General features: G+C 49.9%; 21 protein-coding genes and 2 rRNA genes. 11 read left to right on the top strand and 12 right to left on the bottom strand.

Annotated elements, in window-relative coordinates; genetic code table 11:
* Nucleotides 1-19 precede the first annotated feature (19 nt).
* Both T488_RS19520 and T488_RS0103855 read left to right on the top strand, forming a co-directional pair.
* Nucleotides 20-178 carry a transcriptional regulator gene (locus T488_RS19520; protein ID WP_155267155.1) on the top strand — a complete coding sequence of 53 codons (159 nt, stop codon included), beginning with the start codon at nt 20-22 and terminating at the stop codon, nt 176-178.
* A gap of 2 nt (nt 179-180) precedes the next feature.
* A complete protein-coding gene (locus T488_RS0103855; protein WP_028519661.1) occupies nt 181-417 on the top strand; it encodes a hypothetical protein in 237 nt (78 codons plus the stop codon).
* 50 nt (nt 418-467) lie between these two features.
* On the opposite strand, the gene T488_RS0103850 is transcribed toward T488_RS0103855, so the two are convergent.
* From T488_RS0103850 to T488_RS0103820, 7 genes are all read right to left on the bottom strand, one after another.
* Nucleotides 468-1,628 carry a 3-phosphoglycerate dehydrogenase family protein gene (locus T488_RS0103850; RefSeq protein WP_028519660.1) on the bottom strand — a complete coding sequence of 387 codons (1,161 nt, stop codon included), beginning with the start codon at nt 1,626-1,628 and terminating at the stop codon, nt 468-470.
* Between the two features lie 140 nt (nt 1,629-1,768).
* On the bottom strand, nt 1,769-2,854 hold the full coding sequence (gene serC, locus T488_RS0103845; RefSeq protein WP_028519659.1) for a 3-phosphoserine/phosphohydroxythreonine transaminase: 1,086 nt from the start codon (nt 2,852-2,854) through the stop codon (nt 1,769-1,771).
* A gap of 192 nt (nt 2,855-3,046) precedes the next feature.
* Entirely contained in the window at nt 3,047-3,985 is a 939-nt protein-coding gene (locus T488_RS0103840; protein ID WP_028519658.1) for a GNAT family N-acetyltransferase, read from the bottom strand.
* Between the two features lie 50 nt (nt 3,986-4,035).
* A complete protein-coding gene (locus tag T488_RS0103835; RefSeq protein ID WP_028519657.1) occupies nt 4,036-4,785 on the bottom strand; it encodes a PP2C family protein-serine/threonine phosphatase in 750 nt (249 codons plus the stop codon).
* Between the two features lie 22 nt (nt 4,786-4,807).
* The gene (locus T488_RS0103830; protein WP_028519656.1) at nt 4,808-5,575 is read right to left on the bottom strand and encodes a TatD family hydrolase; all 768 of its coding nucleotides are present in this window, start codon (nt 5,573-5,575) and stop codon (nt 4,808-4,810) included.
* Nucleotides 5,575-6,444: an LCP family protein gene (locus T488_RS0103825; protein ID WP_028519655.1), complete on the bottom strand. Its 870-nt coding sequence runs from the start codon at nt 6,442-6,444 to the stop codon at nt 5,575-5,577. Before T488_RS0103825 ends, T488_RS0103830 begins: the two co-directional genes overlap by 1 nt.
* Nucleotides 6,445-6,985: 541 nt before the next feature.
* The gene (locus tag T488_RS0103820) at nt 6,986-7,687 is read right to left on the bottom strand and encodes an SLOG family protein (protein WP_028519654.1); all 702 of its coding nucleotides are present in this window, start codon (nt 7,685-7,687) and stop codon (nt 6,986-6,988) included.
* A gap of 147 nt (nt 7,688-7,834) precedes the next feature.
* On the opposite strand from T488_RS0103820, the gene alr reads away from it, so the two are divergent.
* The 6 genes from alr to T488_RS0103790 all read left to right on the top strand — a co-directional run bounded on the left by alr (nt 7,835) and on the right by T488_RS0103790 (nt 12,259).
* Complete coding sequence (gene alr, locus T488_RS0103815) at nt 7,835-8,998, top strand: alanine racemase (RefSeq protein ID WP_082320427.1); 1,164 nt, start codon at nt 7,835-7,837, stop codon at nt 8,996-8,998.
* Between the two features lie 16 nt (nt 8,999-9,014).
* Nucleotides 9,015-9,719: a SecDF P1 head subdomain-containing protein gene (locus T488_RS0103810; RefSeq protein ID WP_028519652.1), complete on the top strand. Its 705-nt coding sequence runs from the start codon at nt 9,015-9,017 to the stop codon at nt 9,717-9,719.
* A 32-nt stretch (nt 9,720-9,751) separates the two neighbouring features.
* Nucleotides 9,752-10,282, top strand: coding sequence for a SecDF P1 head subdomain-containing protein (locus T488_RS0103805; RefSeq protein ID WP_028519651.1), 531 nt, complete (start codon nt 9,752-9,754; stop codon nt 10,280-10,282).
* Nucleotides 10,282-10,896, top strand: a complete 615-nt coding sequence (locus T488_RS0103800) for a TIGR04100 family radical SAM protein (RefSeq protein WP_028519650.1) — start codon at nt 10,282-10,284, stop codon at nt 10,894-10,896. The genes T488_RS0103805 and T488_RS0103800 overlap by 1 nt, the downstream gene beginning before the upstream one ends.
* Nucleotides 10,897-11,026: 130 nt before the next feature.
* Nucleotides 11,027-11,158, top strand: coding sequence for a hypothetical protein (locus T488_RS20235; protein WP_278245059.1), 132 nt, complete (start codon nt 11,027-11,029; stop codon nt 11,156-11,158).
* Between the two features lie 33 nt (nt 11,159-11,191).
* The gene (locus T488_RS0103790; protein WP_028519649.1) at nt 11,192-12,259 is read left to right on the top strand and encodes a branched-chain amino acid aminotransferase; all 1,068 of its coding nucleotides are present in this window, start codon (nt 11,192-11,194) and stop codon (nt 12,257-12,259) included.
* Nucleotides 12,260-12,524: 265 nt separating this feature from the next.
* Here the strand turns inward: T488_RS0103790 and T488_RS18585 are convergent, their stop codons facing one another.
* Nucleotides 12,525-13,949 carry a family 16 glycosylhydrolase gene (locus T488_RS18585; protein ID WP_051536248.1) on the bottom strand — a complete coding sequence of 475 codons (1,425 nt, stop codon included), beginning with the start codon at nt 13,947-13,949 and terminating at the stop codon, nt 12,525-12,527.
* Nucleotides 13,950-14,157: 208 nt separating this feature from the next.
* Between T488_RS18585 and T488_RS0103780 the strand changes: the two genes are divergently transcribed.
* Nucleotides 14,158-14,823, top strand: coding sequence for a hypothetical protein (locus tag T488_RS0103780; RefSeq protein WP_028519648.1), 666 nt, complete (start codon nt 14,158-14,160; stop codon nt 14,821-14,823).
* A 113-nt stretch (nt 14,824-14,936) separates the two neighbouring features.
* Here the strand turns inward: T488_RS0103780 and T488_RS0103775 are convergent, their stop codons facing one another.
* Nucleotides 14,937-17,786 carry an insulinase family protein gene (locus T488_RS0103775; RefSeq protein WP_028519647.1) on the bottom strand — a complete coding sequence of 950 codons (2,850 nt, stop codon included), beginning with the start codon at nt 17,784-17,786 and terminating at the stop codon, nt 14,937-14,939.
* 173 nt (nt 17,787-17,959) lie between these two features.
* Between T488_RS0103775 and T488_RS0103770 the strand changes: the two genes are divergently transcribed.
* The gene (locus T488_RS0103770) at nt 17,960-18,823 is read left to right on the top strand and encodes a dipicolinate synthase subunit DpsA (RefSeq protein WP_028519646.1); all 864 of its coding nucleotides are present in this window, start codon (nt 17,960-17,962) and stop codon (nt 18,821-18,823) included.
* Nucleotides 18,810-19,412, top strand: a complete 603-nt coding sequence (locus T488_RS0103765; RefSeq protein ID WP_431767942.1) for a dipicolinate synthase subunit B — start codon at nt 18,810-18,812, stop codon at nt 19,410-19,412. Before T488_RS0103770 ends, T488_RS0103765 begins: the two co-directional genes overlap by 14 nt.
* A 33-nt stretch (nt 19,413-19,445) precedes the next feature.
* On the opposite strand, the gene T488_RS0103760 is transcribed toward T488_RS0103765, so the two are convergent.
* The 3 genes from T488_RS0103760 to T488_RS0103750 form a co-directional block, all read right to left on the bottom strand.
* Nucleotides 19,446-20,993 (bottom strand): DUF6056 family protein, encoded by a 1,548-nt coding sequence (locus T488_RS0103760; RefSeq protein ID WP_155267154.1) that lies wholly within the window; start codon nt 20,991-20,993, stop codon nt 19,446-19,448.
* A gap of 79 nt (nt 20,994-21,072) precedes the next feature.
* Nucleotides 21,073-21,189, bottom strand: a 5S ribosomal RNA gene (gene rrf / locus T488_RS0103755).
* Between the two features lie 64 nt (nt 21,190-21,253).
* A 23S ribosomal RNA gene (locus tag T488_RS0103750) occupies nt 21,254-21,376 on the bottom strand; the annotation flags it as partial.

Raw genomic sequence — 21,376 nt, 5'->3', positions numbered from 1 at the left:
CAAGAAAGTGAGGTCAATCATGGCAGATCAGCAGATGAGAAAGGTCACATTCAATATTCCCGAGGAGCTCTATGCGGAGTACAAAAAGGTCCTCATCGACCTGCGCACTACTCCCACCGCAGACGTGAGAAGACACATGGCAGAGGTCGTTGAGAAGGCAAAGCAGAAGGAGGACTAATTATGTGGAATACCAATGTTTACACTATTATCCGAAATAACCCCGATATGGTATGCTGGGAGGACTTCGCCGAGGGTAAAAATGACTTCCCCGAGTATCCCTCAGTCTCCGTGCCCATTCAGTACGGCGACAGTGAGCACCAGTTCTGGAACGGCTACTTTAAAAGGTACTTTGGCAAGGAATACGTCCACTTTGACTTTATAATAAGAGTGCTCAGCAGCTTCATGCTTGCAGCATAAAAAACAGCCCCTGAATTATCAGGGGCTGTCTGCTTTAATATGAGCTGTTATTACTTGATGATCCTTACTCTGATAACGCCGTCTACTGCGTTGATCTTGCCCTCAACTGTGGGAGGTACATCACCGATGATGTCGAGCATTGTGTAAGCGAAGTCCTTCTTGGAAGCGTTTACCATGTTCTCGATATTGAGTCCCTCATTGCCTACTGCTGTTGTGATAGAAGCAATAGTTGTGGGAACGTTCTTGTGGATGATGCAGATCTTTGTTCCTACTGCGTTCATTGAAGCGTTGGGGAGGTTTACAGAGTTCTTGATGTTACCGTTCTCAAGGTACTCGATGAGCTCCTCAGCTGCCATAACTGCACAGTTGTCCTCGCTCTCGGGTGTGGAAGCACCGAGGTGAGGAAGAACGATAACGTTCTCAACGCCGAGAACTACATCGTCAGCAAAGTCTGTTACGTACTTTGCAACCTTGCCGTCAGCGATAGCCTTTACTACTGCCTCGCTGTTGATGAGCTCACCTCTTGCGAGGTTGATAAGACGAACGCCGTCCTTCATCATAGCGATCTGCTCAGCATCGATGGTGTTCTTTGTCTGAGGAGTGTAGGGCATATGAATTGTGATGTAGTCGCTGTTTGTGTAGATCTCGTTTATATCGGAAACGATCTTTACTGTAGGATCGAGGTGGAGAGCTGCTCCGATTGAGATGTAGGGATCGTAGCCGATAACCTTCATGCCCAGAGCCTCTGCTGCGTTTGCGATCTTACCGCCGATAGCGCCCAGACCGATGATACCAAGGGTCTTGCCCGCGATCTCGGGACCTGCAAACTTGGACTTGCCGCCCTCAACTGTCTTGGGAGCGTCGGGTGTGCCCTTCAGTGAAGCTGCCCATGAAGCTGCCTCAACGATCTTTCTGGAAGCAAGGAGAAGTGCGCATACTGCAAGCTCCTTAACTGCGTTTGAGTTAGCACCGGGAGTATTGAATACACAGATACCCTCCTGTGCGCAGCGCTCAACAGGGATATTGTTTACGCCTGCACCTGCACGGGCAATTGCGAGAAGGTTGTCGCCGAACTGCATATCGTGCATCTTTGCGGAACGTACCATTATTGCATCGGGGTTTGCAATTTCCTCAGCAACAGTATACTTGCTCTTGTCAAATACGTCTGTTCCGACTGCTGAGATCTTGTTTAATGTCTGGATATTGTACATTTCAGTAAACCTCTTTCTATGTTTTTTTGAAATGCATAATTAAGAATTCATAATTCATAATTGCGGAGCTCGCTACGCTCGATATATCAAGTATAAAAAGACACTGTAATTATGCATTATGCATTATGCATTATGAATTATTATGAGTTTTCTTCCTCAAACTTCTTCATGAAGGCTACCAGCTTCTCAACGCCCTCGATAGGCATAGCGTTGTAGATAGAAGCTCTCATGCCGCCAACTGTTCTGTGACCCTTGAGGTTCTCGAAGCCTGCTGCCTTTGACTCTGCAACAAACTTCTTGTCAAGCTCCTCGTTGCCTGTGATGAAGGGTACGTTCATGAGTGAGCGGTCCTTCTTCTCAACTGTGCCCTTGAACATCTTGCTGCTGTCGAGGAAATCATAGAGGATCTTAGCCTTCTTCTCGTTGTGAGCCTTCATTGCCTCAAGGCCGCCCATCTTCTTGATCCACTTGAATACCTTGCCGCATACATAGATGCCGTAGCAGGGAGGTGTGTTGTAGAGTGACTCGTTGTCAGCCTGGATCTTCCAGTCCATCATTGTAGGTGTGCACTTGAGTGCGGGGCCGTCAGCGATGAGGTCCTCACGAACGATGATGATCTGAACGCCTGAAGGTCCTACGTTCTTCTGAACGCCGCCGTAGATAACGCCGTACTTTGATACGTCAACAGGCTCTGAGAGGAAGCATGAGCTTACGTCAGCAACCAGCTCGTGACCCTTTGTGTTGGGGAGCTCCCAGAACTTTGTTCCGTAGATTGTGTTGTTCTCGCAGATGTAAACGTAGTCTACATCGTCGGGTATATCAAGATCTGAGCAGTCAGGGATATATGAGAATGTCTTATCGGCAGATGAAGCTACTCTTACTACTTCGCCGTACTTTTCAGCTTCCTGTGCAGCCTTCTTAGCCCACTGACCTGTGATGATGTAAGCAGCCTTGCCCTTCTTCATCAGGTTCATGGGAACGCCTGCGAATATCAGTGAAGCGCCGCCCTGTACGAAGATGACCTTGTAGTTGTCGGGGATGTTCATGAGGTCGCGGAGATCCTTCTCTGCTTCCTTGATGATCTCATCGTATACCTTTGAACGGTGAGACATCTCCATTACGGACATTCCGCAGCCCTTGTAATCCATCATTTCCTCTGCACATTCCTTGAGCACTTCCTCGGGAAGAACCGCAGGACCTGCACTGAAGTTGTAAACTCTGCTCATTTTAAAAACCTCCAAGTTTGATATATAAAATAGGTAGTATTTGCCATACAATATAAATTATACTCCTTTGTCCCCCATAAGTCAATATAAAAAAATGATTTTTTTGGCACTTGTTAAATATTCGTCAAATGCCGCAAAAAACAGCAGAGCAAATATCGCTCTGTTATGACAAAGTTACCTCTGCGCAACACTTTATTTCAGACGCTTGTGCCAGAAGCCTATGGAGTCCTCGGTGACAAAGCCTGCCGCATTGTAGAACTTTCTGCGCCAGTCATAGGAATTCACGTAGCATTTCTCGACGCCCTTTTCCCTGCATTTCAGTATCGCTCCGTGCATGAGCGCCGTACCCAAGCCCTTGTGCCTGTATTTCTCCCTTGTACTCACAGGCTCGATGAGGGCGGTCTTCGTGACCGTATCCACATAGACGAAGCAGTATGCGCACACATTGTTCTCATGGTCTGTTTTCCCGTCTATTATGACAGTCTCGAAGCTGTCGGCATACATGGACGACTTCTTCCGCGACTCATAGGCGGTCATGCCATTTCTGTAGCCCTCGGCTTCAAGCCCGGGGTGAAAGCCCAGATTGAGTGCGCTCCATTTCAGAGCCTCGTCGGGGTATTCATCGCCGTAGAGAAGCTTATACCCGTCGGGAAGCTCCACCGTCACAGCTGCGGTCTGAGGGTATACATAATTGTCATAGTCCTCCTCAGCCTGCTTTGTATAACCCATTTCCGTAAGCACCTCAGCTCTGTAGGCAAGACTGTCATTGGCTATGACAAGGAAGTCCACAGAGCCGTCCTTGTCCTTTTCAAACAGGGGCAGGCAGTTCTCCTCGGCATAGCTCACCATATCCGCAAAAATTCTCTCACAGCCCTTCTTTATGCTCATGTAGACCGCGTCGCCGTCGGGGAGTATACAGCCGACTATACTGCCGCTGTCCTCCCACATGAAAATATAGTCCGCAGACCTCGGCAGTCCGCAGTCGGTATACTGTACGTCCATTCTGTATATAAGGTCGTGGAGCCGCTGGGGAAGCCATGAGGTCATGTTTTCCGTCTCATAATAGCAGTCCCTGAGATAGCTTTCAAGCCTTTGCAGGTCTTTTTCTGCTGAAAAGCGCTTTATTTCCATTTATATTCTCCTGTTATTATAAAAAAGAACGGCACTGCCGTTCTTCTTCATTATTCATAGTACACAACGGCGATGACCGTTATGTTGTCCTTGCTGCCGTTTTCCAGAGCCTTGTCCACAAGCAGGTGAAGTCTCGATTTCAGGCTTTTCGGAAGCTCAAGTATCTCCTCTATATCAAGAGCCGATACATAGTCGGAAAGCCCGTCGGTACAGAGCAGCAGCAGGTCGCCGTACTCCATTCCCCCGTCTATGCTTACGGTGTCCACCTTGGGAGTGGACTTCACATTTCCGAAAACGGGGAAGATGATGTTCCTGTGGACGTGCGCCTTTCTCTCCTCGTGGGTGATAGCCCCCTCGTCAATGAGGAGCTGCACAAGGGACTGGTCACGGGAGATCTGCCTGATACGTCCGCCGCGGTAGCGGTAGAGACGTGAGTCTCCCACATTGAAGGTGAGGATATTGTTGCTCTCGTCCACTGCAAAGCCGCAGAGAGTCGCCTGCATATTGTGCATCTCGGGATCGGACTCGCTGTACTCCGCAAGACGGCGGTGAATGGAGAGAAGCTCCTCGTCAAGCTTCATCTCGCCGCTGTACTCCACGTCGCGGAGGAGCTCAAGACACATCTTTGAGGCAAGCTCGCCTGAGCGCTCTCCCGATACTCCGTCGGATACCGCCGCTATAAATGGCGGCGCTATGGTCTGCTCGGAGGATCCCGAATCTATCACGCTGTCCTTTATGAGAAGAGCGTCCTCATTATGGGGCATTACGCCCTTTTCTGTAACTCCGCAGCAGTAATACATCCGTTTTCCTCCTTTCTGCGAGTTATTCTATTCCGTACATCGTCATGCCGTTGCGGCAGGTGATGTCTATTAGCTCCTGAACGGGTATACCCTTGACCTCCGCAGCCTTTGCCGCCGTGAACTCTATCATGGAGCTGTCGCTGCGGTGTCCCCGCAGAGGCTCGGGAGCCATGTAAGGGCAGTCCGTCTCCATGAGAAGCCTGTCCATGGGCACCTCAGCAAGAGCCTTCAGCGCCTTCTTTGCGTTTTTGAAGGTGAGGACTCCCGTAAAGCCGATGTACATACCTGTCTTCAGTATCTCCTTTGCGGTCTCCGCTGAGCCGCTGAAGCAGTGTACCACGCCCCGGGGACGGAACTCCTTCAGTATGTCCACGGTGTCCTCGGTGGCATTGCGGCTGTGAACTATGACGGGCATATCCAGCTCCGCCGCAAGAGAGAGCTGCTGACGGAAAAAGCGTATCTGCTTTTCACGGTCGTAGTTTTCGTAGTGGTAATCAAGACCTATCTCGCCTACTGCCTTTATCTTCGGGCAGGATGAGATAAGCTCCCGCAGCCTTTCGATATAGTCATCGGGAGTCTCATCCACGCTTTCTGGGTGGACTCCTGCTGCGGCATAGATATAGTCATAGCGCTCTGCCAGCTCAGCATTGGCAGCTGAATTCCTCATGGAGGAGCCTGCCAGCATCACCAGCTTTACGCCCTTTCGGGGCAGCTCCTCAAGGACCTGCTCCCTGTCGGCGTCAAAGGCGCTGTCAGCGTAATGTGCGTGGGTATCGAATATTCCTGTCATTACTTCTCCTTGAAGTACTGGTCCTTAACGTTCTCGATGAAGCCGCTGCTGGGGATAAAGTCGGCGCCTGCATTGGTTCCGTCAACGGAAAGTGCCACGGCGATAGAGGAGCCGAACTCGAACATATTCTTGATAGCGTTCTTGTGCTCCTTATAGTCAGCCGCAGTAACATCTGACTCCACCATATTTATAACGGTGTTGAAGTTGTTGTCAAAGCTGTCTGCGATACGCTTGCCATCAGCCTGGTTCACCATGGACTTGAGCACATCGGCAGCTATAAGTGAGCGCTCATACTCGCCGCCCTGGAACATCATGTAGGTAACGAACATCTCCACCTGCTCGCTGTTGAGGTACTGCTGTGTTCCGTCATTCTTGAAGCCTGCGATGTCAGCGTTCACCGCATAGGTGACTCCGCCGAAAATGTCGCTTATCTTTCTGAATGCTGCGGAATCGAACTTCATGTACCTGTCGACCTCGACCTCGAAGACCTTCTCGACGAATTCCGCCGCAGAGGCTGCTCCGCCGCTGTTATAGCTTGCCAGGATACCCTCCTGATTACCGTCAACAAGGGCAATGGAGTTTGAAGGTATTCCTATGAACACGATCTCCTTCTTGACGGGGCGTGAACGCATGAGGATAAATGTGGGAGGTGACTTTCTTTCGGGGACGTCCAGTACCAGGAGCACGGTGTGGTTATCCGAGTCCGTGACCATTCCGTTTGTTCTCGGTACGGGCTCAGAGGGCTTTTTCTGCTGCCCGAAGCCCAGGTACTTGTACAGTCCTGCGGCTATTCCTCCGACTACGATAAGTCCGATGAAGATAGTCGCCAGAAAGGGTACTGCTATTGATCCGCTTTTTCTTTTTGCCATTGTTGTGGCTCCTTTCGTTTTTTTATTGTCAGAAACTTGTCATTATTGGATTTTTTATTATTTTACGTTCGATATAAACTTCTTGTATAAAGCCTGTCCGAAAATATCCGCCCGAGAATGAATAAAATTATTTTTCCAAACAAGGGGGTTAAAAACTTATCCGCGGTAATGCGGTTGTCAACAGAGTTTTCCACATTTTCAACATAAATGAATGGCTGATGAATGTTTAAACACACAATTCAACAGTCTGTTGAAATAGAACAGGCGTTCAGCATGAGTTTTACCGCATAGCGCCGTGGTTCGTTGCCGCAAATCACGGTATATAGCCAAATTCTCAAGATCCCTCTTTTCGCCGTTCACTGTGAAAAGTGTTCCCGAAGCTGTTAAAAAAGGCTGTATTTCGGTGATAATCCTGTGAAAAAAGCCTCCGTTTTTTCAACTTTTAACATCAGCATAAAAATGCCATTTCAGCGCGGCGGAGAACTTGGATAATGATTTATCTCTCCGCGACGGTTGATTTACCAAAAAGAATGTGATATAATTAGTACGGCAGCTCAAACACGTTTTCCATGAAAACCAGCTTGCGGCGTATGCCCTCTATATCGGGGCCGCATTCGTCTATGATGCCATAGGCTTCTTCAAGCCCGAAACGACGTATCTTCAACCCCTGACGGACTGCGTAGTTCAGCGTCTGACTGGTGCCCGACTTGAATGAGCCTTCGTTGAAGTAGGAGATCACCGCCGAGGCATTGTCCGCCATGAAGTAATTCCTCACCCTGTAAAGGTCGGGAGAGGTATTCCCCTCGCTGCGGCTCTTGCCGTATACCACATCAGGGTCCGTATTGGTGGTCAGGAGCATATCCGCTCCCCTTTCCACGTCGCAAAGCAGCTCCTTATAGCGCTGACTGAACCGCTCAGCGTGCCTGAGATAGGGCATCACACCGATAAGACGTATGCTGCTGTCAGAGTGCTTCTTGCCAAGGATATACTTGGCAGCCCACAGGTCAGTACCCTCGGCAAGTCCGCTGATAAAGCTCCTGTAGCCGCTCTCAACAGCCATATCTATGTACCGGAAAAGCATGAGCTGAACAGTGCGCAGAGTTATACTGCTGTATATTGGGTCACCCTTGTATGGAAGGACGCTGTTTTCACGATGTCCCGTAAAGCAGACCGTATCTGCCCTGTCTGTTACTATTTCATCGGACGGAAGCACGGGGACTCCCGAATCAATTGAGAAAAGCATGGAACACCTCGCTCTCCCGAAAATATACTGCCGCTGTGTGCATACACTGAAATTATAACATACATCACGTCTTATTTCAAGACGTTTTTTGACTTGTAATTAAATTTTAAATAAAGGCAGCGCCGCGCCCCTCAGAATGCCCGGCAGATGCCTGAAGAAAGGACCGATCACGGAATGAAGCCGTATCTCAAACGCGCATGGGCTGAAGTGTCGCTTCCTCAGCTCAGAAAAAATGTGGATATTATCCGCAGCCTCAACTCTCCTAAGACAGAAATCATGGCGGTGGTCAAGGCTGACGCCTATGGTCACGGCGATGAGCATATCGTCCGCTGCCTCGCGGAGCAGTGCGGGATAAAATACTTCGCTGTGTCAAATCTCGACGAGGCTATTGCTGTAAGGAAGTTCGCTCCCGACGCGGAGATACTCATTCTGGGCTATACTCCCCCCGAGTACGCCCACGAGATCGCTATGTACAATATTATCCAGGGCGTGGTCTCCACCGAGTACGCTCAGGAGCTTGTGAAGAATACTCCCTCTCCTATCCGCTGTCATATCAAGATAGACACGGGCATGGGAAGGATAGGTCTCAAGCACGATACTCCCGAGGAGTGCGCTGACGAGATCGCCGAGATGATGAAGATAGATAAGCTCTTAGTTGAGGGCATTTATACCCATTTCGCCGTTGCAGACAGCGACGATCCCGACAATATCGCCTACACCGACAGGCAGGAGAAGTTCATCACCGACACCTACGATGTTCTGGCAGGCAGGGGCATAAAGCTCCGCCATCTCCACTTCATGAACAGTGCCGCTACCTGCTACCGCAACAGCTCACGCAGCACCCTGTCAAGGGCAGGAATCATTCTCTACGGTCTCCACCCCGATGTGAGCCTGGAGATACCCGAGGGTCTTGAGCCCCTTATGGAGCTGAAGGCTGTCATCTCCCACGTCAAGACCGTCAAGCCGGGAGACTGCATAAGCTACGGACGTACATTCGTGGCTGACCGCGAAATGCGTATCGCTACGGTGACTATCGGCTATGCCGACGGCTATTCGCGTCTCCTCAGCTCAAAGGGAGAGATACTGGTCCACGGCAAAAGATGCAGGATAGTTGGCAGAGTCTGCATGGACCAGCTCATGATGGACGTTTCCGACGTTCCCGAGGCCAAGTCGGGAGATATAGTCACCCTCATCGGCACCGACGGCGGCGACCGCATTACTGCCGATGACCTTGCTCAGATATACGGCACCATCGGCTATGAGGTGGTCTGCGGCATTTCCAAGAGAGTTCCCCGTATCTATATAGAATAACAGAGGAAATACAACTATGAAAAAAATAAAGCTTATGGCGGCAGCTGCCTGCATAGTGCTGGCAAATGCTGCTTCCTGCACCAGGAGCGAGGAGCCCGCGGAGAAGAAGTCTGAAACCAAAAGAAAGGATACAGGCAGTATCGTATTTCAGGCTGAGGGCGACATCAGCAAAAACGATCTGGACATCATTACAGAAGTGCTGAAACTGCGCACAGAAAATGAGATACCCGATATAGGTCAGGAGTTCAGCGAGGACTATGACGCTAATACCATCACCATGACCTTCGAGAAGGAGAACGCTCTCAGGGAAAATATAGAGGTCTTTTCGGAGAGGGTATGCGAGAAGCGCCTGCTGGAGTTCCGCAAGGGGGAAAAGGCGGACGACGAGCTGATACTCACAAATGATGATGTGGAAAAGGCTGAAAATGTCATAATGGCTGAGACTGACGGAAGTATGAGGGATTATGTTTCTATACAGTTCAACGATCACGGAACAGATGTGTTCGGCAGTGTGACCGGTCAGCTTGCAGGCACGGATACTCCCGTTTCTATATGGTTCGACGGCGAACTGCTGTCGGCTCCCGTGGTAAGCTCGGCAATAATCAACGGCAATTGCATAATATCGGGCGACTTTGATACTACCGCCGCCGCTGAGCTGGCAAAGAAGATAGATTCTGCACCGCTTCCTTACGAGGTAAGCGTTAAAGAGATAAATTACTGATACCATGTATCAAAAAACAGGAGGTATATGAGATGAAGAAGAAAGCTTTCGCAGCTATGGCAGCTGCTCTGCTGCTCACAGGCTGCAGCAGTCCCTTTGACAAGAATGACGCTGAGGAGACGGCTGTTACCACCGCTCCCGTGACCACCACAGAGGCTCCCGAGATCCCTACTATGACCCTCCCCCAGAAGATGATATACCTGCGTATGGGCGAGGACGAGTCCGCAGAGCCCTTCCTCACCAGCGACCACATCGTTGACTGCTCTATGGAGATAATGCCCGATCAGCCCGATAACTCAACCTATGTTGTGGACATTTTCTTCGACGAGGAAGGCAAGGAGATCTTCGCCAAGAAGACCGAGGAAGCCGCTGCAAACAACGGTGTCATTTCCATATGGTACAACGAGTATGTTATAAGCATTGCTACAGTCGAGGCTCCTATAACAGACGGTGCTGCCGTTATCTCCAATCTGGATATGAACAGCGCCGCAAAGATAGCAGGCTGGATCTACGAGTGTATCAATGCAAAGGATAACAATAATTCAAATGAAGGTGAGCAATAATGGAAAAAGCTATGACCATTTCCTATGTTGTCGGGGATAACCTATATCTGAACCTGACAAACAAATGTCCCTGCGCCTGCACTTTCTGCATACGCAACCACGCCGACGGCGCTTACGGCTCAGACCCTCTGTGGCTTGAGCATGAGCCCGATATGAACGAGATAATGGCAGACCTGAGAAAACGGGATCTGAGAAAATTCCGCGAGGTAGTCTTCTGCGGCTACGGCGAGCCCACCGAGCGCCTCGATGTGCTCCTTGAGACTGCCGCTTATCTCCGCAGCAGAGAGCACTGCCCCAGACTCAGGCTCAACACCAACGGTCTCGGCGACCTTATCCACGGCAGGAGCATCGCCAAGGAGCTGTGCTACGCTCTGGACGTTATCTCCATAAGCCTTAACGCCCCCACCGAGGAGGAGTATATGAAGGTCACAAGACCTAAGTTCGAGAACGCCTTCGAGGGGCTCCAGAAGTTCACCAAGGACTGCGTAAAGGCAGGCAGGGCTGAGGTCATCATGTCCGTCGTGGACGTTATCCCTCCAGAGCAGATCGAGGCTTCCAAAAAAGTAGCCGAAAAGCTTGGGGCAAAGCTCCGCGTAAGGACCTTCGACGAGTAAAAATACGCACGGATTTCAACAGGCGAATTTGTGCATAATTTTTAGCTCTCCCCTATGGAAAATAATTCAATTGTATGGTATAATTATTTATTGAAAGATTTCTCTTGATCTGACGGAAGGAGTAGATTCTATGAGTAAAAAAGGTAAGATCATTCTTGCAGCTTCGCTCTCTACCTCAGTCCTGGCTGTCACAGCCGCTGTGGTCACAGTCTTTGTCTGCAAGCGCATTTACGAGAAGAATTACTTCTCGGTAACAGATTAACAGGTAATTATTTAAAGAAGAAGGTTGAATAATATGGAAATCAAATTCACAAAAGCAGAAACTCTCAAGGCTAAGCCCCAGCCCGGCGACAAGCTCGGCTTCGGTCACATCTTCACAGACTATATGCTGGTAATGCCCTATGACGAGGGTCAGGGCTGGCACGATCCCGAGATCATGCCCTACGGCAATATCGATCTCTCACCTGCCGCTATGTGCTTCCACTACGGTCAGGAGGTCTTTGAGGGACTCAAGGCTTACAGAACTGCTGACGGCAAGGTACAGCTCTTCCGCCCCGAGGAGAACTTCAAGAGACTGAACAAGTCCAACGAAAGACTTGTTATCCCTGAGCTCCCTGTTGAGCTTGGTATGCAGTGCCTCACAGAGCTCGTTAAGATCGAGAAGGACTGGGTTCCCTCAAAGGACGGCGAGTCACTCTATATCAGACCCTTCATCATCGCTGTTGACCCCTTCCTCGGCGTTAAGCCCGGCGAGCACTACCTCTTTATCATAATCCTTTCTCCTTCGGGAGCTTACTACGAGACAGGCCTCAACCCTGTTAACATCTACGTTGAGAGCAAGTATGTCCGCGCTGTAAGAGGCGGTATGGGCTTCGCTAAGACAGGCGGAAACTACGCTGCTTCTCTTATCGGACAGGACGAGGCTCACAAGCAGAACTACTCACAGGTTCTCTGGCTGGACGGCGTTGAGCAGAAGTACATCGAGGAAGTCGGCGCTATGAACATCTTCTTCGTTATCGACGGCAAGGTAGTTACACCTATGCTCCAGGGCTCTATCCTCCCCGGTATCACAAGAAAGTCCGCTATCGAGGTCTGCAAGTCCAAGGGTCTTGAGGTCGAGGAAAGACGTATCGACATCCAGGAGATCGCTGACGCTTACGATGCAGGCAAGCTTGACGAGGTATTCGGTACAGGTACAGCTGCTGTTATCTCTCCTGTTGGTCACCTCAAGTGGGGCGACAAGGTTATGGAGATCAACGGCAACAAGATCGGCAAGATCTCTCAGATGCTCTACGATACAATGACAGGTATCCAGTGGGGCAAGGTCGAGGATACATTCAACTGGGTATATCCTATCGACTGATATTACTGATATAAAAAATCAAGCCATAGTATTTCTGATACAAGGTCAGAAGTACTATGGCTTTTTTATTTCAGAAGCGCGGAATATTAGATAAATCATAATTTAGCGAAGCTAAATTATGATTTGAGCCGTTAGCCCTTAGCCGTTAGCTAATGTAGGGGACGCCGCCCTCGGCGTCCCGCGAGATATATTACACTCCCAACGGGACGTCGAGGACGCCGTCCCCTACATTATGATAAATTATGATTTAGTTCAGAAGCTTTCATCAGCTCCAGCTTATGTCGGAAAGGGTAACCTCATGGGCACCTATGGCGGAGGCTCCGTCAATGTTTCCAAGCTGGAACTTTATATCCGCTGACATATCCCCCGGGAAGGTAACATCAAAGCTGTAATGCTTCTTCTCGGGAGAAATCGTCACCTTCTCGTCAAGGTAACGGGTGTAGGAGCTGTCCTCCGCTGTCACTACCATCGTTCTCTCCGCTGTGGAGACTGCGTCAAAGCTGAGAGTGTAACTCTGTCCCGCCTTCACCTCTCTGCCGCGTAGAAGTCCCATTACCGCGTATTCAAGAGAGCCTGCATTCTTTACATCTATGACCGTGCAGCCCTCCTTGTTCACCACGGAAGCCTCTGCGCCCTCGATGTAGTTGTCCAGAGCCAGTGAAGTCATCTCCGTAGGACGGAAGTCAGAGGCGGTATTCTCGTAAACTCTCACATAGTCGATGTCAAAGTTCTTGTCTCCACTTGCGAAGGTGGCAGGGTCAGCGTATATGCCGTCGATACCGTCAAAATGTCCGCCCACCGCAAGGTTGAGTATAATGTAGAAATTCTGGTCAAAGGGCGCAGGATAGCTGAAGCCCTCGGAATACCAGTCGGTCTGGGTGCTGTAAAGGCTGTCGTCCACATACCAGCGGATCTCACCGCGTTCCCACTCTATGCTGTAGGTATGCCAGTTTTCTGTGCCGTCGCCCTCGGGGAAGCTGTACTCCCCTGTCAGGTACTTGTTGGCAGGCCATGCTCCTCCGAAATGGACGGTCCCACAGACTCTTTCGGGAGTGCTGCCCCAGCCCTCCATAATGTCTATCTCGCCCGACGATGCCCAGCCGCCGTAAGCGCTGTCCTCGGGGAGCATCCATATGGCAGGCCACAGTGACTTGCCCGAGTCGCACCGCGCTCTCACCTCTATCCTGCCGCCGCAGACCGAGAACTTGTGCTGTGTGCTCAGCCTTGAGGAGGTGTAGTCATAGCTGCCCTGCTTCTCGTCGGTCCAGCTCTCCTTGCGGGCGGATATGGTGAGGACTCCGTCCTTCACTGCGGTGTTCCTGTCAGTGTAGAACTCCTGCTCGTTGTTGCCCCAGCCGTTTGTGATATAGTTACCGCTGTCGTCCAGCTTCCAGTTGCCAAGCTCATATGACCACTTGTCCATGTCAAGACTGCTGCCGTCGAATTCGTCGCTCCACACAAGGCGGTAGCCCTCCTGTACAGGTGTACCTGCTCCGTTGCCGAGGAGAAAGCCGCTTAGGCGGTGGAGCTCCTCCCCGTTTGCACCGCTCCTCCTTGCAGATACCATGTCAAATATATCAACTGCGCCGTCGCTGTTGTAGTCCATATCAATTGCAGTGTCAGCGTATACCGCCCCGGGCAGGGTCCATAAAAGCACCGCCGCAGCCGCTGCTGCCCTGAGTATCCTCATAAAAAGACCTCCTTCTGTGTTTTACGAGATTATTCTAACACTTCCACAGGGCTGTGTCAAGCCATTCCTTGCCACTTGCATTATCCTTCGTGACGTGATATAATAATATCTGCTGAAAAATTTTCGGTAATACCTCGGAAAACTCACTTTTCCTGCGTATACTGTATATACGGACAGAGTTGTCCGATTCTTTTGGGAGGATATTGTTATGAAAAAGTTTATTACATCTGTTATAGCCTGCTCCATGGCACTGCTGGCACTGGCTTCATGCGGCAAGTCATCGGGCGGCAAGAAAAAGGAAAAAACTGCGGATATTACAGGCAAATGGGCGCTCAGCGACAGCCCCAGCGAAGACATCGAGAGCGTTGGACTCATATTCAGCGACAAGGGCAAGGGCTCTATCTACGAGGAGACCACTCCCGTGTTCAGCTTCACTGAGGACAGCATGATACTCTACGGCTATGCCATAGACAAGGAGTACATCAGCGAGGAAAATGACGTTGTCACTGTAAGTCTCAACAACAGCGACGTCATCGTAATGAAGAGACTTGAAAGCGGCGGAAGCGGCTACAACGGCAAATATGACCTCACAGGCGGAAGTCTCTACGACAGCCTTTCAAATGCCTATCCCTCAGACAGCGGCAAGGCAGATATAACCGTTGAACTCAAGGACGACAAGAGCTTTGTGGTTTTCAACGACCTGTTTACATACGAGACCAAGGGCAGCGACCTTGTTATTTCGGGCTGCTCCCCCCTCATCAACCCCTCTGCGGACGAGAATTCCGATGAAATGACCGCAGAATTCAAGGTTGACGGAGACACACTCACCATCACCGACGATAAGAACAGCAACGTTCTCACTCGCGTTGCATAAAAAACCTCACCTCTGCTGCCGCTTCTGCGGCAGCCTTTTTTTGCAGTGCAGACAATAAACAGCCCCGAAGCAACTTAAAAAGTTCACTTCGGGGCTCTCCTTTTATTCAGTTATCATGCAAGAGTATCCTTTACAAGATCCAGACCCTCCATTGCGGACTCTGTTCCCATTACGCAGATATTGCCTGTTGTTCTCAGCTTCTGCGCTGCCTCGCGGAGCTGCTCGGCTGTGACCTTGAGCATACGCTTCTTCTCGGCAGCTCTGTCCTCGTCGGTTATGCCTCTGAACCACAGTCCGTCTGCCTTGCGGCTCTTGTTGCCATCGGACATTAAAGGCTCCTCCTTTGCCACGGAGCTGATGATATACTGGGTAATATCGGGGTCCCCTGCGCAGTACTGCTCGGTGAAATCCGCTGCCTTTGCGCATATATCAAGAGTTGCCGCAGGCGAAGGATCACGGTAGGAGTAGAAGGACTGCTCTCCCGACACGGTCATGAATGCGCCTGTGCCGTAGGCTCCGCCCTTGACTCTGACCTCGTTCCAGAGGTATTCCAGAGAAAGTGCGCGGAAAAGCACCTTCCTTACCGCTGTATCTGCGGAATTATCGGGGAATGCCATTGCGGAGTAGGAAACTCCCGCGGGAATGACTACGCCCTGCTTTGCGGGAATATCAAGGCTGTAGCTCATTTCCTTCGCAGAGGGAGCTGCTCCCTGTGGAAGTGCCATGATAAGTGCCTCAGGTGAGATCTCTCCCGTCACTGAAGCGGTAACACGGGCTCTGCATATGATACGGCTGCTCAGAGCTTTGATAGCTGCTATAAGCTTCTCAGGAGCCTTTACTGCCTCGTGTATGCGCTTGTAGCCCTCATAGCCCGATACCAGCTCAGTCACCGCAGACTCCGCCGACAGGCTCGCCCTTACCCTTGTCATGGAGTAGGTGTGACCGTTGGCGATGATGCTCTGCTTGTAGTTCTCATCGGTCTGGAGAAGGAGCTCCTTAACGGTGTCCTTGTCGTCGAAAGAGGTCTTTGTGAGTATCTCTGCGATGAGAGCAAGTGCCTCATGGGTGTTCTTGTCGAGGAAACGTGCTGTCACCGAGAAATAGGGGCTGCATTTATCCGTAACGCCCTGCTTTGAGAAGACGTCCACGTTGTAGTTTATGCTGCCAAGGAGGCCTGTTATCCTGCGCTGGAGCTCTGCTGCGGAGCTGTCTGCGGTGGGGAGCTCTCCGAGGAGCTCTGACATTGCCGCTGCGGCAGAAAGCTCCTCCTCTGTGCAGTCCGCCAGCGAGAAGTAAAGGCTGACAGCCGCTATGCCCTCGTCCGATGAGGGATGGCGGAGCACGGTGATGCCATTCATGTCGGTGACCTCGGTGTCGAAGCTGAGGGGCTCCTCTCCCACCTCTGAAATAGCAAGGTGAGGCATGGTGGCAAGCTGCTCTGCTGTGTCCACGGACTGCTGCCACTCGTCAAGCTTACGGTTCTGCTCCACGATAACGTCCTTTTCCTCGCAGGCAAGACCGTCCACGATAGCTGCAAGACGCTTTGCCTCATCAGCCTTCTGCTCGTCGCCGTAGGTGCGTGAGGGCAGGAGGTACAGCTGGGCAGTCCCCTCATCATCAAGGAGCCACTGCTTCAGGAGCTCCTCAAAATAGCCGTTTCCGGTCTTTGCTCTCAGGCTGTCGAATACCTCGCCCATCTCAAGATAGAGCAAGGGGTCGCCGCCGTAGAGCCATGCGGACAGGGCGTTTATATTTCTTGTGAGTCCTCTGGGCTCGCCGCCTGCACGGTAGCGGAATTCCAGACGGTTTATGGCTGCGGTGAGGAGCTCGCTGCCTATGCCCTTTTCACAGAGCTCGGACACTGCGCTGCGGAGAGTCTCTTTCAGCTTGCCGCAGTTCTCCTCGTCGGTGTTGTTTATGGCGATACAGCCAAAGGGCTGCATTATACCGTCGCTTACCTCAAGGGATACGTCAAGGCACAGCCCTGTGTCCAGGAGGGCGCGCTTCAGAGGAGCGTCATTGGAGCCTGTGAGAGCTTCTCCCAGAACGGAAGCGGCAGTTATCCTCTCGCGGTCCTGCCAGCTGCCCAGCACCTTGCCGATAAGATAGTAGGTGTGGCTGGTCTCCTCCTCGTCGGGAGATATTTCGTAGTAATTCCTGACAACAGTGGGGGCAACAGGAGCCTGAACGGGTATGTCGTTCTCAACCTCACGCTTGTCAAAGCGGCTGAGATACTCACTGTCTATGAGCTCCAGAACAGCGTCTATGTCCACGGGACCATCAAGGTATATGTAAGCGTTGGAGGGGTGATAGTAGGTCCTGTGTCCCTGTATGAACTGCTCGTAGGACAGGTCGGGAATAGACTCGGGAAGTCCGCCGGACTCAAATCTGTAGCAGCTGTCGGGATAGAGTACCTTCATCATATCCGACTCCATTCGGCTGTAGACCGAGGACATGGCTCCCTTCATCTCATTGAATACTACACCCTTGTATACGGGTGTGTCGGAGCTGCTGCGCATCTCGATGTGCCAGCCCTCCTGATAGAAGATATTTGGATTATAGTATATGGCAGGGGCGAACACTGCGTCAAGATATACCCTTGTAAGATTCATAAAGTCAGTATCGTTTCGGCTGGAAACAGGGAAAACGGTCTTGTCGGGGTAGGTCATGGCGTTGAGGAAGGTGTTCATAGTGCCCTTCATAAGCTCAAGGAAGGGCTCCTTTACTGGGTATTTCTCAGAGCCGCCCAGAACGGAGTGCTCCAGTATATGGAAGATACCCGTATCGTCCGTGGGAGGAGTCTTGAAGGCTACGGAGAAGAGCTTGTTCTCGCCGCTGTTTTTCAGCCAGACCAGTCTTGCTCCTGTCTTATTATGTGTCATCTCTATGAGCTCCGAGCCGCAGTCGGGGGCGGGAGCTGTTCGTGTAACGGTAAAACCGTGGACATTATCGTTTATATTCATTGGTTACCTCCTGTATTCGATATAAAATAATTATACCATTACATGAAGAAATATGCAAGTATAGTTTACTGAGGAAAACAGTCCGCCGCCTTTGACAATATACGCCGCCGATTCATATAATAATCTGATTAGAGATAATCACTTTATGCCCTATGGGCAGATTGGAGTAATTTATGACAAGACCTGATATACTTATTGCAGGCGGCGACACAAGACAGCTTTACTGTGCAGCCCGCCTTGCCGATGAATACAGTGTGGGCATTCTGGGCTTTGACGATGATTATATTCCGGAGGAGCTGTCTCTGCCTGCCCCCGATACCGACTGTGAAGGCTGCTGCCGCTGTGCAGTGCTGCCCGTTCCTGCCCTTGATGACATGGGAAATATCTCCGCCCCCTGTTTCAGCGGAACAGTCAGGGCGAAGACAGTAGAAAAGCTGCTTGCCCCCGATGGGATAGTACTGGCAGGAAAGGTGGACGCAAGACTGAAAGCTGCATTCCCACGGCATGAGGTATGTGACTATCTTCTCCGTGAGGAGCTGAGCCTGAGAAACGCAGTCCCCACCGCAGAGGGAGCAATTCAACTGGCACTGGAGGAGCTCCCCGTAACTCTCAGCGGTCTCCCCGTCCTTATCGCAGGGCTTGGCAGGATAGGTACTGCTCTTGCAGGGATACTCAGAGGCTTCGGTGCCGAGGTCACAGCCGCTGTCTATGATCCCCGGGGAGCCGCAAAGGCGAGACTCCACGGAATACGCTCTGTACCCACAAGGCGAATGGGCGGAAACTATGGACTGGTTTTCAATACAGTCCCGAAGCTCATATTTGACAGGGATGTGCTGAGCCGCTTTGACAGGAAAACTCTTTTTATAGACCTTGCCTCGAAGCCCGGCGGTATCGACATGGACGCTGCCGCAGAGCTGGGGCTGAAAACAGTGTGGGCTCTTGGGCTCCCCGGCAAGACAGCTCCCATTACTGCGGGAGAGATAGTCGCCGAGACAGTTTCCTCTATCCTGGCGGAAAGGAGCGGTGCTTGTGAGTGATGTATTCAAGAGACTTCGCATAGGATACGCTGTGACCGCCTCGTTCTGCACCTTCAGACGAAGCTTCGAGCAGGCGGAAATTCTCAGGGAATACGGCGCTGAGCTCATTCCGATAATGTCTGAGCACGCCGCGTCTGTCTCCACAAGGTTCGGAACTGCCGAAGAAAACCTTGCAAAGCTCCGCTCAATAGCAGGGAGAGCCGTGATAACCGACATAGCAGAGGCAGAACCCATAGGTCCAAAGGGGCTGACGGACATTATGGTGGTCGCCCCCTGTACCTCAAACACCGCAGCCAAGCTGACCGCGTCCATCACAGATACAGCCGTGACTATGGCAGTGAAGTCTCACCTCCGCAGCGGAAAGCCGGTGGTGCTGGCTATCGCCTCTAATGACTCACTTATGGGCTCAGCCCGAAACCTCGGTGAGCTTTTCAACAGAAAAAACTACTTCTTCGTACCTATGGTTCAGGACGACTGGGTGAACAAGCCCGCTTCCCTGGTGGCTGAGTTTTCAATGCTGCCTAATGCCATCGAAGCTGCGCTGAATGGTATCCAGCTGCGCCCCATAATCTACCACAGTTCACCATAAAAAACAGCGGTTCGTCAGAACCGCTGTTCCAGTTTATTCAGCTTTTTTTATAAAATAATCATACGGATCGATCTCTAATTCCACATATTCCTTTTCCCCATTATAGTCAATGTCATGATATCTGAGAATATATTTATTATATCCGAACTCGCCGACGCCGATACCCGGCGAGAAAAGTCCCTCCTCGAGATCCTCATGAGAATACTCTGTATAGGGAAGCATGATAAGCTCAATCTTTTTGTTTTTCTCTTCCGCCAATTGTTCCTTTATGTATTTATAACGAATAGTATTTACATACTTGTTGGAAAAGCAAATGAAAAGAATGAGAAATGCTCCGGCAAATGAAGCAATAAAAGCAAACGGACTGAACTTTTTACGGTATCTGACATTTATAGTCCTGAAAGCTGAGGTGACAGTCTCGCCGCAGAGAAGTATCCAGAATAACTCATTTGCAAGGAAGCAGCGTGCAGTAGCCGGACTTATAAAAACAAAAGGCGCTGTGAGCAGAAATGTGCTCACCAAATATATATACGCTCTGATCATACCGTTTTTATCGAAAAACACACTTATAAGATAAGCCAGAGAAACAACATATACAAAGGAAAATGCCGCCTCAAGCGCAACAATTCTCTTGGCAGGAGAGAAAATCCTGAAATTGCAGATGCAGACTGTATATATCGAATATATAGAGTAAAGCCAGCAAATAGCAAGACATAACATGAGATACTTCGGTTTCTTATCACTGAACTCTTTTTTAACATAAAGCAAAGAAAAAGAAACTGTGATAATTATAGGAATGATCCAGAAATCTTTGGTATAATGTGAAACAACGAAGGAATAAGCGTTCTCGAATATATTTGAAAGTCCAATCTTGAAGGTGCGGTTACCAACACTGTCCCCCTTTGAAGCTATATTTGAATATGCCCTGTTTGCAAACATCACAATGCAGGAAATAATTGCTCCGGAAAAAAACATAAACGCATGAAGAACGCCCTTTCGTTTAAGCTTTATAATAAGAATAATCATAACAACAGAAATAAATACATTATAAATAGTAATATGCTCTACACACAGACCGCTGACCAGTGATGCTGGAAGAAGGAACATAGCAATCCACAATGGTGGTTCTTTGTCTTTGAAAAGACAACTAAACATAAAAAGCAGATAAGCGAAAACTATGACCATGGGAAAAATATAATTAGCAAATCCACTGATCCACAAAACTGTCTCTGCATAGGTTTTAGATGGAATAAATATGAAAAGTAACAACGTAAGGTAATACTTACTGCTCTTAGTGATATTTCTGAAATCAAAAAGATTAGAAAGAAAAATGAGCATAAAACAATAAAAAAATGCAATAAAAATAGTTCTGAAAGAAATACTGCGGCACAGCCATACAGTTATCTGATTTGAGACAAATCTGCCGTTTGGAGCAGCCCATGAACTTAACTGCGGATCTTCTGTCGAATAATACCATAAATAATCATCGCCGTACATGAAAACAGATAGAGAAGTTAGGATGCCAAAAAGCGCAATGAAAAAAAATGGAAAAAATTGCTTTTTCTGAATACACTTTCTCATAATACATATCACGCTCCGTATATATGAATTATATTGAATAAGTAAAAAAGCTCCATTAGAAATCTAATGGAGCTAACTGTGTCGGCACTGATTTAGTTTCCCGGGCCGTCACCAGCCAAGTATCGTCAACGTGAATGAGCTTAACTTCCGTGTTCGGAATGGGAACGGGTGTGACCTCATTGCCATAAGCACCGACTAAATATAAATGAAGTTTTCAAGGAATAAAGCGTAATGCGAGGCGAAAACTCTGAATGAAGTAAAAAGGAAAAGCCCTCGACCGATTAGTACTCGCAAGCTGAACGTGTCACCACGCTTACACTTTGAGCCTATCAAACTCATAGTCTATGAGAGGTCTTACTCTTACGAAGGGATATCTTATCTTA

This window comes from Ruminococcus flavefaciens ND2009 (genome assembly GCF_000621785.1).
Classification (GTDB): Bacteria; Bacillota; Clostridia; order Oscillospirales; family Ruminococcaceae; genus Ruminococcus; species Ruminococcus flavefaciens_C.
The sequence above is the reverse complement of the archived record's forward strand: the minus strand, read 5'-3'. Positions and strand labels throughout refer to the sequence as shown.

What these genes read in the sequence shown, in the direction of transcription:
- T488_RS19520 (WP_155267155.1), top strand. Translation starts at nt 20, where the DNA reads ATGGCAGATCAGCAGATGAGAAAGGTCACATTCAATATTCCCGAGGAG.
- T488_RS0103855 (WP_028519661.1), top strand. Translation starts at nt 181, where the DNA reads ATGTGGAATACCAATGTTTACACTATTATCCGAAATAACCCCGATATG.
- T488_RS0103850 (WP_028519660.1), bottom strand. Translation starts at nt 1,628, where the DNA reads ATGTACAATATCCAGACATTAAACAAGATCTCAGCAGTCGGAACAGAC.
- serC (WP_028519659.1), bottom strand. Translation starts at nt 2,854, where the DNA reads ATGAGCAGAGTTTACAACTTCAGTGCAGGTCCTGCGGTTCTTCCCGAG.
- T488_RS0103840 (WP_028519658.1), bottom strand. Translation starts at nt 3,985, where the DNA reads ATGGAAATAAAGCGCTTTTCAGCAGAAAAAGACCTGCAAAGGCTTGAA.
- T488_RS0103835 (WP_028519657.1), bottom strand. Translation starts at nt 4,785, where the DNA reads ATGTATTACTGCTGCGGAGTTACAGAAAAGGGCGTAATGCCCCATAAT.
- T488_RS0103830 (WP_028519656.1), bottom strand. Translation starts at nt 5,575, where the DNA reads ATGACAGGAATATTCGATACCCACGCACATTACGCTGACAGCGCCTTT.
- T488_RS0103825 (WP_028519655.1), bottom strand. Translation starts at nt 6,444, where the DNA reads ATGGCAAAAAGAAAAAGCGGATCAATAGCAGTACCCTTTCTGGCGACT.
- T488_RS0103820 (WP_028519654.1), bottom strand. Translation starts at nt 7,687, where the DNA reads ATGCTTTTCTCAATTGATTCGGGAGTCCCCGTGCTTCCGTCCGATGAA.
- alr (WP_082320427.1), top strand. Translation starts at nt 7,835, where the DNA reads ATGCCTGAAGAAAGGACCGATCACGGAATGAAGCCGTATCTCAAACGC.
- T488_RS0103810 (WP_028519652.1), top strand. Translation starts at nt 9,015, where the DNA reads ATGAAAAAAATAAAGCTTATGGCGGCAGCTGCCTGCATAGTGCTGGCA.
- T488_RS0103805 (WP_028519651.1), top strand. Translation starts at nt 9,752, where the DNA reads ATGAAGAAGAAAGCTTTCGCAGCTATGGCAGCTGCTCTGCTGCTCACA.
- T488_RS0103800 (WP_028519650.1), top strand. Translation starts at nt 10,282, where the DNA reads ATGGAAAAAGCTATGACCATTTCCTATGTTGTCGGGGATAACCTATAT.
- T488_RS20235 (WP_278245059.1), top strand. Translation starts at nt 11,027, where the DNA reads ATGAGTAAAAAAGGTAAGATCATTCTTGCAGCTTCGCTCTCTACCTCA.
- T488_RS0103790 (WP_028519649.1), top strand. Translation starts at nt 11,192, where the DNA reads ATGGAAATCAAATTCACAAAAGCAGAAACTCTCAAGGCTAAGCCCCAG.
- T488_RS18585 (WP_051536248.1), bottom strand. Translation starts at nt 13,949, where the DNA reads ATGAGGATACTCAGGGCAGCAGCGGCTGCGGCGGTGCTTTTATGGACC.
- T488_RS0103780 (WP_028519648.1), top strand. Translation starts at nt 14,158, where the DNA reads ATGAAAAAGTTTATTACATCTGTTATAGCCTGCTCCATGGCACTGCTG.
- T488_RS0103775 (WP_028519647.1), bottom strand. Translation starts at nt 17,786, where the DNA reads ATGAATATAAACGATAATGTCCACGGTTTTACCGTTACACGAACAGCT.
- T488_RS0103770 (WP_028519646.1), top strand. Translation starts at nt 17,960, where the DNA reads ATGACAAGACCTGATATACTTATTGCAGGCGGCGACACAAGACAGCTT.
- T488_RS0103760 (WP_155267154.1), bottom strand. Translation starts at nt 20,993, where the DNA reads ATGAGAAAGTGTATTCAGAAAAAGCAATTTTTTCCATTTTTTTTCATT.